Below are 6,098 nucleotides of genomic sequence, written 5' to 3' on the forward strand. Positions count from 1 at the left end.
ATCTCGACGGCGTCGCCGCCGCGGGTGTGCGTCCCACGGCCGCCGCCGGAGCGGCCGTATGAGCGTGCCGCCGCGGCGCTCGCCCGCCCACCCCCTGGACAATCCCGTCCGCTCCTCGCTGACCGGTCCCCACGCCCGTTTCGCCGAGCGCCGTGGCCGGGTCCTGCGCTACCTGCCCGACGTCACGCCGTGGCTCGCCCTCCCCGACGAGCCGGACGCCCGGGACTGGGCGGACGTCGCCGCGCTCGCCGGCCCCGGCGCGTCCGTCGTCCTCACCGCACTCCGTGAGCCGCCACCCGCCGGCTGGGACATCGTCTTCCACGACGAGGGCGTGCAGCTCGTGGACGAGTCCGTGGACGCGGCACCCGACGAGGAGGCGGTGCCGCTCGGCCCCGCCGACGTGCCGGACATGATGAGACTGGTCGAGCGCACCCGCCCGGGGCCCTTCACCCCCCGCACCGTGGAACTCGGCGGCTACCTCGGCATCCGCCGGGCCGGGGTGCTCGTCGCGATGGCGGGGGAAAGGCTGCACCCGCCCGGGTGGACCGAGATCAGCGGTGTCTGCACGGACCGGTCCGTGCAGGGTCAAGGGCTCGCCTCGCGCCTCGTCAGGGCCGTCGCCCACGGGATCAGGGAGCGCGGGGAGACGCCCTTCCTGCACGCCGCCGCTTCCAACAGCCGGGCGGTGGGGCTCTACGAAGCCCTCGGGTTCGGGCTCCGTCGCCGCACCACCTTCCTGTCCGCCGTCGTCCCGGCCGAGGGGGAGACCCCGGTCGACGCCAGGACCGTTCCGCGGGAGGCGGGTAGCTTGGAACACACGGGGCGTTGAGCGACGAACGCGCGGGAGGCGGTGCCGTGGCCAAGGGACTGCGGCGCCCGCCGGCGGCAGGCCGGAAGCCACTGCCCGGGACGGATCCGGCCGAGGCGACGGCGGGCGCGGCCAGGATCGGCAACGGGGCGCTCGCGCTGTCGCTCGTCTCGCTCACGGCCGGCGTCGTCCTGCTGGACGCGCTCACCGGGCGCGGGCTGCCGCTCATCCCGCTCCTGATCATGCTGCCCGCGCTGGCGTCGGTCTTCTGCACCGTCCGCCAGACGGTCGGGGTGGCGCTCTGGGTCACCCTGGTGGTCATCGGCTCCCAGATCGCCTCGGCGGGCGCCTTCTGGGACGTCGTCTTCCTCATCGGCTTCACCGTCGTCGGCAGCGGGCTGGGTGTCGTGGCCTGTGCCGCGCGCATCCGGCACGCCAGGGAGATGGCCAGACTCCGCTCAGCCGCCGTGGCGCTCCAGCGGCAGATCCTGCGCCCGCTCCCGATCGCGACCCGGCAGGTCCTCGCGCGGGGCTTCTACGAGCCGATCGAGGAGGACCGTTTCGTCGGCGGTGACATCTACGAGGTCGTCCAGTCGCCGTTCGGCACCCGGGTGATCGTCGGGGACGTGCAGGGCAAGGGACTGCCCGCGATCGGCGCGGGCTTCGCCGCACTCGGGGCGTTCCGGGAGGCGGCGGTGCGGGAGCCGGACCTGACCGCGGTCGCCGGCGCCGTGGAGAGCGCCGTCGTCCGGCACAACGCCTTCTCCGCCGGGACCGGGGAGACGGAACGCTTCGTCACGGCGCTCCTGCTGTGTTTCGACGGCGAGGAGCGGGTGCGGGTGGTGAACTGCGGCCACGTGCCCCCGCGCCTGCTGTGCGGCGGAACGGCCTCCCCCGTTCCCCTGCACCGGACCTCCGTGCCCCTCGGCATGGGAGACCTCTGCGAGGAGCCGCGCGCCGCGGAGTGGTGCCCGTTCCCGCCCGCCGCGTCCCTCCTGGTGTGCACCGACGGGGTGACGGAGGCACGGGACCCCTCGGGCGCCTTCTACCCGCTCGACGAGCGGCTCGGCGGATGGGCGGGGCGCGAGCCGCACGACGTCGTGGAGGCGCTGCGGAGCGACCTGCGGGCGTATGCCGACGGAGTGCGCAGCGACGACGTCGCGGTGCTCCTCCTCAGCCGGCCGGCCGACGCCACCGCAGGGTCCTCACCGGGGCGGGAGCACGACGCACGGGTGCGCGACGCGCGCGGTGCCGACGTGGAAGAACGCTCCTGACCGGCGGCCGGCGAGACGGGTCGGGAGGCCGGCCGCAGCCCCCGCGCCGGACGGCCGCGGTCCGGCTCTAAGGCCGTGCGGGCCACGTGGTTGGACTGAGCGCATGTTCGCGCACTACTTCTTTCTCTGATTCCCGGCCAGGACGCCGCCGCGTGACGGCCGGTGCCTCCCACTGACGCCCTCCGGCGCCGGTGGGCGACATCCTGCCCGGGCGAGGCCCGGTCGCACCGGGTCACCCGCGCGTGCCGCAGTCCCTCCGGTTCCCCGGCGCCCCGCCCCGCGGCCCGTCCATCGCATGTCCGTGCGCGCCGCCGAGGGCCCGTCGTATCAGAGGAAGCAGCGATGCCGATCCAGCGCGCCCGCGCCCAGCTGACCATGACCGACGTCTCCAAGGCGTACGGAGACCGAACCGTCCTCGACCAGGTGTCCCTCACCGTCCGCCCCGGGGAGAGGGCCGGAATCATCGGCGAGAACGGTTCCGGCAAGTCCACCCTCCTCCGGCTGATGGCCGGAGCGGAGGAGCCGGACGCCGGCGACGTCACCGTCCACTTCCCCGGAGGCACCGGCTACCTCCCCCAGACGCTCGCCCTCGACCCCCACGGAACCGTCCAGGACGCGGTGGACACGGCATTCGCCGGTCTCCGCCTGCTGGAACGGCGGATCCGGGAGTCGGAAGCGGCGATGTCCGACGGCGAAGCCACCGAAAGCCGGCTCGACGCCTACGGTGAGCTGCTGACGGAGTACGAACAACGCGGCGGATACCAGGCGGACGCCAGGACCGACGCGGCGCTGCACGGCCTCGGCCTCGGGCACGTCGGCCGGCACCGCCCGCTCGCCTCCCTCTCCGGCGGCGAGCAGTCCCGGCTGGCACTGGCCTGCGTCCTGGCGGCCGCTCCGGAACTCCTGCTGCTCGACGAACCCACCAACCACCTCGACGCCGCCGCGGTCGGCTGGCTGGAGGACCACCTGCGCGCCCACCGCGGAACCGTCGTCGCCGTCACGCACGACCGGGCTTTCCTGGAGCGGGCCACCACGGTGATCCTGGAGGTCGACCGCGACCTGCGCGACGTCGCGCGGTACGGCGACGGCTGGGACGGCTACCGCACGGCGAAGGCCGCCGCCCGCCGCCGCTGGGCGCAGGACCACCAGGAGTGGCTGACCGGCCTCGCCCGCACCGAGGAGCTGGTCGGCGCGGCCGGTCAGCGCCTCGCCGGATCCGCCGAGGACCCACGGGAGGGCTGGGGCAAGCACCGCAGGTCCCACGAGGCCAGACTGTCGGGCCGGGTCAGAGCCGCCCGGGCCCGGCTGGAAGCCTTGCGGAGCGCACCGGTGCCCGCGCCGCCGCCGCCCCTGCGCTTCACCGCCGACCTCGCCGTCACCGGCCGCGGCACCTCCGAGGACCCACCGGAGACCGGCCCCTGCGCGGAGCTCGACTCGGTCGTCGTCCACGGCCGGCTGTACCTGCCCGGGCTGAGCGTCGAGCGGGGGCAGCGCCTGCTGGTCACCGGGCCCAACGGCGCGGGGAAGACCACCCTGCTGCGCGTCCTCGCGGGCGACCTGGCGCCGGACGCCGGGACGGTCCGGCACCGGACGGCCGTCGGGCACCTTCCGCAGGAGCTCCCCGTCGCACCCACCCACCGCTCGCTGCTCACCACCTTCGCGGCCGGCCGTCCCGGACACGCGGACGACCACGCGGACCAGCTGCTCGCCCTGGGGCTGTTCCGCCCGGAGGACCTCGCGGTGCCCGTCGCCGCGCTCTCCGCCGGGCAGCAGCGACGGCTCGCGCTGGCGCGCCTGGTGACCAGGCCGGCCGGTCTGATCGTCCTGGACGAGCCGACCAACCACATCGCGCTGAGCCTCGTCGAGGACCTGGAGGCCGCGCTCGACCGGTACCCCGGGGCCGTCGTCGCCGTCTCGCACGACCGGGGTTTCCGTGACCGTTTCCGGGGCGAGCGTCTCGAGCTGAGGGCCGACCGTCCGGTGGCCGGCCGTGCCTGACCTCGCGGGGCGATGCGGCTAGGGCTCGTAGGGGGCGTGGCCGTCTCGCACGATACGGCGCAGCCGGTCGACGAAGACCCGCTGGCCCACCACCAGGCGCTCGGCGGCCTCCTCCGGTGTGCACCAGGCGAACCGGTCCATCTCCGGGAACTCCCGCTGCACACCGGACCCCGGTGGCCACTCCGTCGTGAAGGTCCCGGGCACCGCCCGGGAGGGGTCGAGGTCCCCTTCCACCGCCCACACCGTGACCCTCTTCCGGCTGGGCTGCCGTACCTCGCCGAGCGGCACCCAGGTGCCGTCCGGGACGGGCAGCCCCGTCTCCTCCGCGAACTCCCGGGCGGCCGCCGCCGCGGCCGCCTCGCCGGGTGTGTACTCGCCCTTGGGTACCGACCAGGCCGCCGTCTCACGGCCCGCCCAGAACGGACCGCCCATGTGACCGAGCAACACCTCGGCGTCCCGTCCGCCGTCCTCGGTGGTGACGACGCGGAAGAGCAGGAGACCGGCGGAGCGCTTGGCTGTCGACATGTCGTCAAGTGTGCGGTCGCCGGCCGCGCGGGACCACCGGCACCCGCACCTGCCCGATCCGCTCGGCACCGCCGACGGTTCCCGGCCACCCGGGGGCGATGTCGGTAAGTGGTGGAACCTGGGTCTTGCGCCGGATCGCGACGGGCCCGTAGGTTCCACGTCGAGCCCGCCTGGGAGCGCTCCCATGGGCAGCCGCCACCGCCGACGGCGACGGTCGTGGGGCGCTCACGGACGGGGTCCTCCCCACGCGTTCCCCATGACGAGTCCTATCGAAGGGACACCATGAAGACCCCCACAAGGCCACTGCGGTCCGTGCGGGCCGCGGTGACGGCGTTACTCCTGGCACTGGCCTCGGTCGTCGCCGTCACCACCGCCACCACGCCCGCACAGGCCGCCGCCCCGATCTGCGACCAGTACGGATCGACCGTGATCCAGGACCGGTACGTGGTGCAGAACAACCGCTGGGGCACGAGCGAGCAGCAGTGCATCGACGTCACGTCCGGCGGCTTCGCCCTGACCCGGGCGGACGGTTCCGTCCCCACCAACGGGGCGCCCAAGTCGTACCCGTCCCTCTTCAACGGCTGCCACTACACCAACTGCTCGCCCGGCACGAAGCTCCCCGCGAAGGTGAGCTCGATCAGCAGTGCGCCCACGAGCATCACCTACTCCTACGTCGGCAACGCGGTGTACGACGCCGCCTACGACATCTGGCTCGACCCCGCGCCGAAGACGGACGGTGTGAACCGGACCGAGATCATGATCTGGTTCAACCGGGTGGGCCCGATCCAGCCGGTGGGCTCCCAGGTCGGCACGGCCTCCGTGGCGGGCCGCAGCTGGGAGGTGTGGACGGGGAACAACGGCGGCAACGACGTCATCTCGTTCGTGGCACCGTCCGCGATCACGAGCTGGAGTTTCGACGTCATGGACTTCGTCGACCAGACCGTGGCCCGGGGCATGGCGCAGAGCTCCTGGTACCTGACGAGCGTCCAGGCCGGGTTCGAACCGTGGCAGAACGGCGCGGGCCTGGCGGTCACGTCCTTCTCCTCGGCCGTCGAGACCGGCGGCGGCACGGGTGAGCCGGGGGACCCCGGCACGCCGGGTACGCCCGGGGCGTGCAAGGTGACCTACGCGGCGAACTCGTGGTCGGGCGGATTCACCGCCGACGTGAAGGTGACCAACTCGGGCACGGCGGCCGTCGACGGCTGGCAGCTCGGGTTCACGCTGCCGTCGGGGCAGAGGATCACCCAGGCGTGGAACGCCACGATCAGCCCGGCCTCCGGTTCCGTGCGAGCGTCCGACGTCGGCTTCAACGGCCGGATCCCCGCGGGCGGCAGCCAGTCGTTCGGCTTCCAGGGCACGTACACGGGCACCTTCGCCCGGGCGACCGGCTTCACGCTTGACTGTTCGTCGTACGGGAGGAGGGCACCGGGGTCCGGCAGCCGGCCGCCCGCGTCGGTGAGCCCGAACACTCCGACCGGGGAGCGCAGGTCGTC

General features: G+C 74.1%; 5 protein-coding genes. 4 read left to right on the plus strand and 1 reads right to left on the minus strand.

Annotated features, from left to right (window positions below; all coding sequences use genetic code 11):
- Nucleotides 1-58 precede the first annotated feature (58 nt).
- From ABZ371_RS27670 to abc-f, 3 genes are all read left to right on the plus strand, one after another.
- Nucleotides 59-829, plus strand: coding sequence for a GNAT family N-acetyltransferase (locus ABZ371_RS27670; RefSeq protein WP_358684465.1), 771 nt, complete (start codon nucleotides 59-61; stop codon nucleotides 827-829).
- Between the two features lie 26 nt (nucleotides 830-855).
- Nucleotides 856-2,082, plus strand: coding sequence for a PP2C family protein-serine/threonine phosphatase (locus ABZ371_RS27675; protein ID WP_358684473.1), 1,227 nt, complete (start codon nucleotides 856-858; stop codon nucleotides 2,080-2,082).
- Between the two features lie 342 nt (nucleotides 2,083-2,424).
- A complete protein-coding gene (gene abc-f, locus ABZ371_RS27680; RefSeq protein WP_358684467.1) occupies nucleotides 2,425-4,080 on the plus strand; it encodes a ribosomal protection-like ABC-F family protein in 1,656 nt (551 codons plus the stop codon).
- Nucleotides 4,081-4,098: 18 nt separating this feature from the next.
- On the opposite strand, the gene ABZ371_RS27685 is transcribed toward abc-f, so the two are convergent.
- Entirely contained in the window at nucleotides 4,099-4,605 is a 507-nt protein-coding gene (locus tag ABZ371_RS27685) for an NUDIX domain-containing protein (protein WP_358684469.1), read from the minus strand.
- 282 nt (nucleotides 4,606-4,887) lie between these two features.
- Between ABZ371_RS27685 and ABZ371_RS27690 the strand changes: the two genes are divergently transcribed.
- Nucleotides 4,888-6,098 (plus strand): cellulose binding domain-containing protein (locus ABZ371_RS27690; protein WP_358684471.1); only part of this gene is annotated, 1,211 nt, incomplete at its 3' end.

Source organism: Streptomyces sp. NPDC005899, from assembly GCF_040629645.1.
Taxonomy (GTDB): domain Bacteria; phylum Actinomycetota; class Actinomycetes; order Streptomycetales; family Streptomycetaceae; genus Streptomyces.

Excerpts from the sequence above, each read along its gene's own strand:
- ABZ371_RS27670 (WP_358684465.1), top strand. The coding sequence starts at position 59 with ATGAGCGTGCCGCCGCGGCGCTCGCCCGCCCACCCCCTGGACAATCCC.
- abc-f (WP_358684467.1), top strand. The coding sequence starts at position 2,425 with ATGCCGATCCAGCGCGCCCGCGCCCAGCTGACCATGACCGACGTCTCC.
- ABZ371_RS27685 (WP_358684469.1), bottom strand. The coding sequence starts at position 4,605 with ATGTCGACAGCCAAGCGCTCCGCCGGTCTCCTGCTCTTCCGCGTCGTC.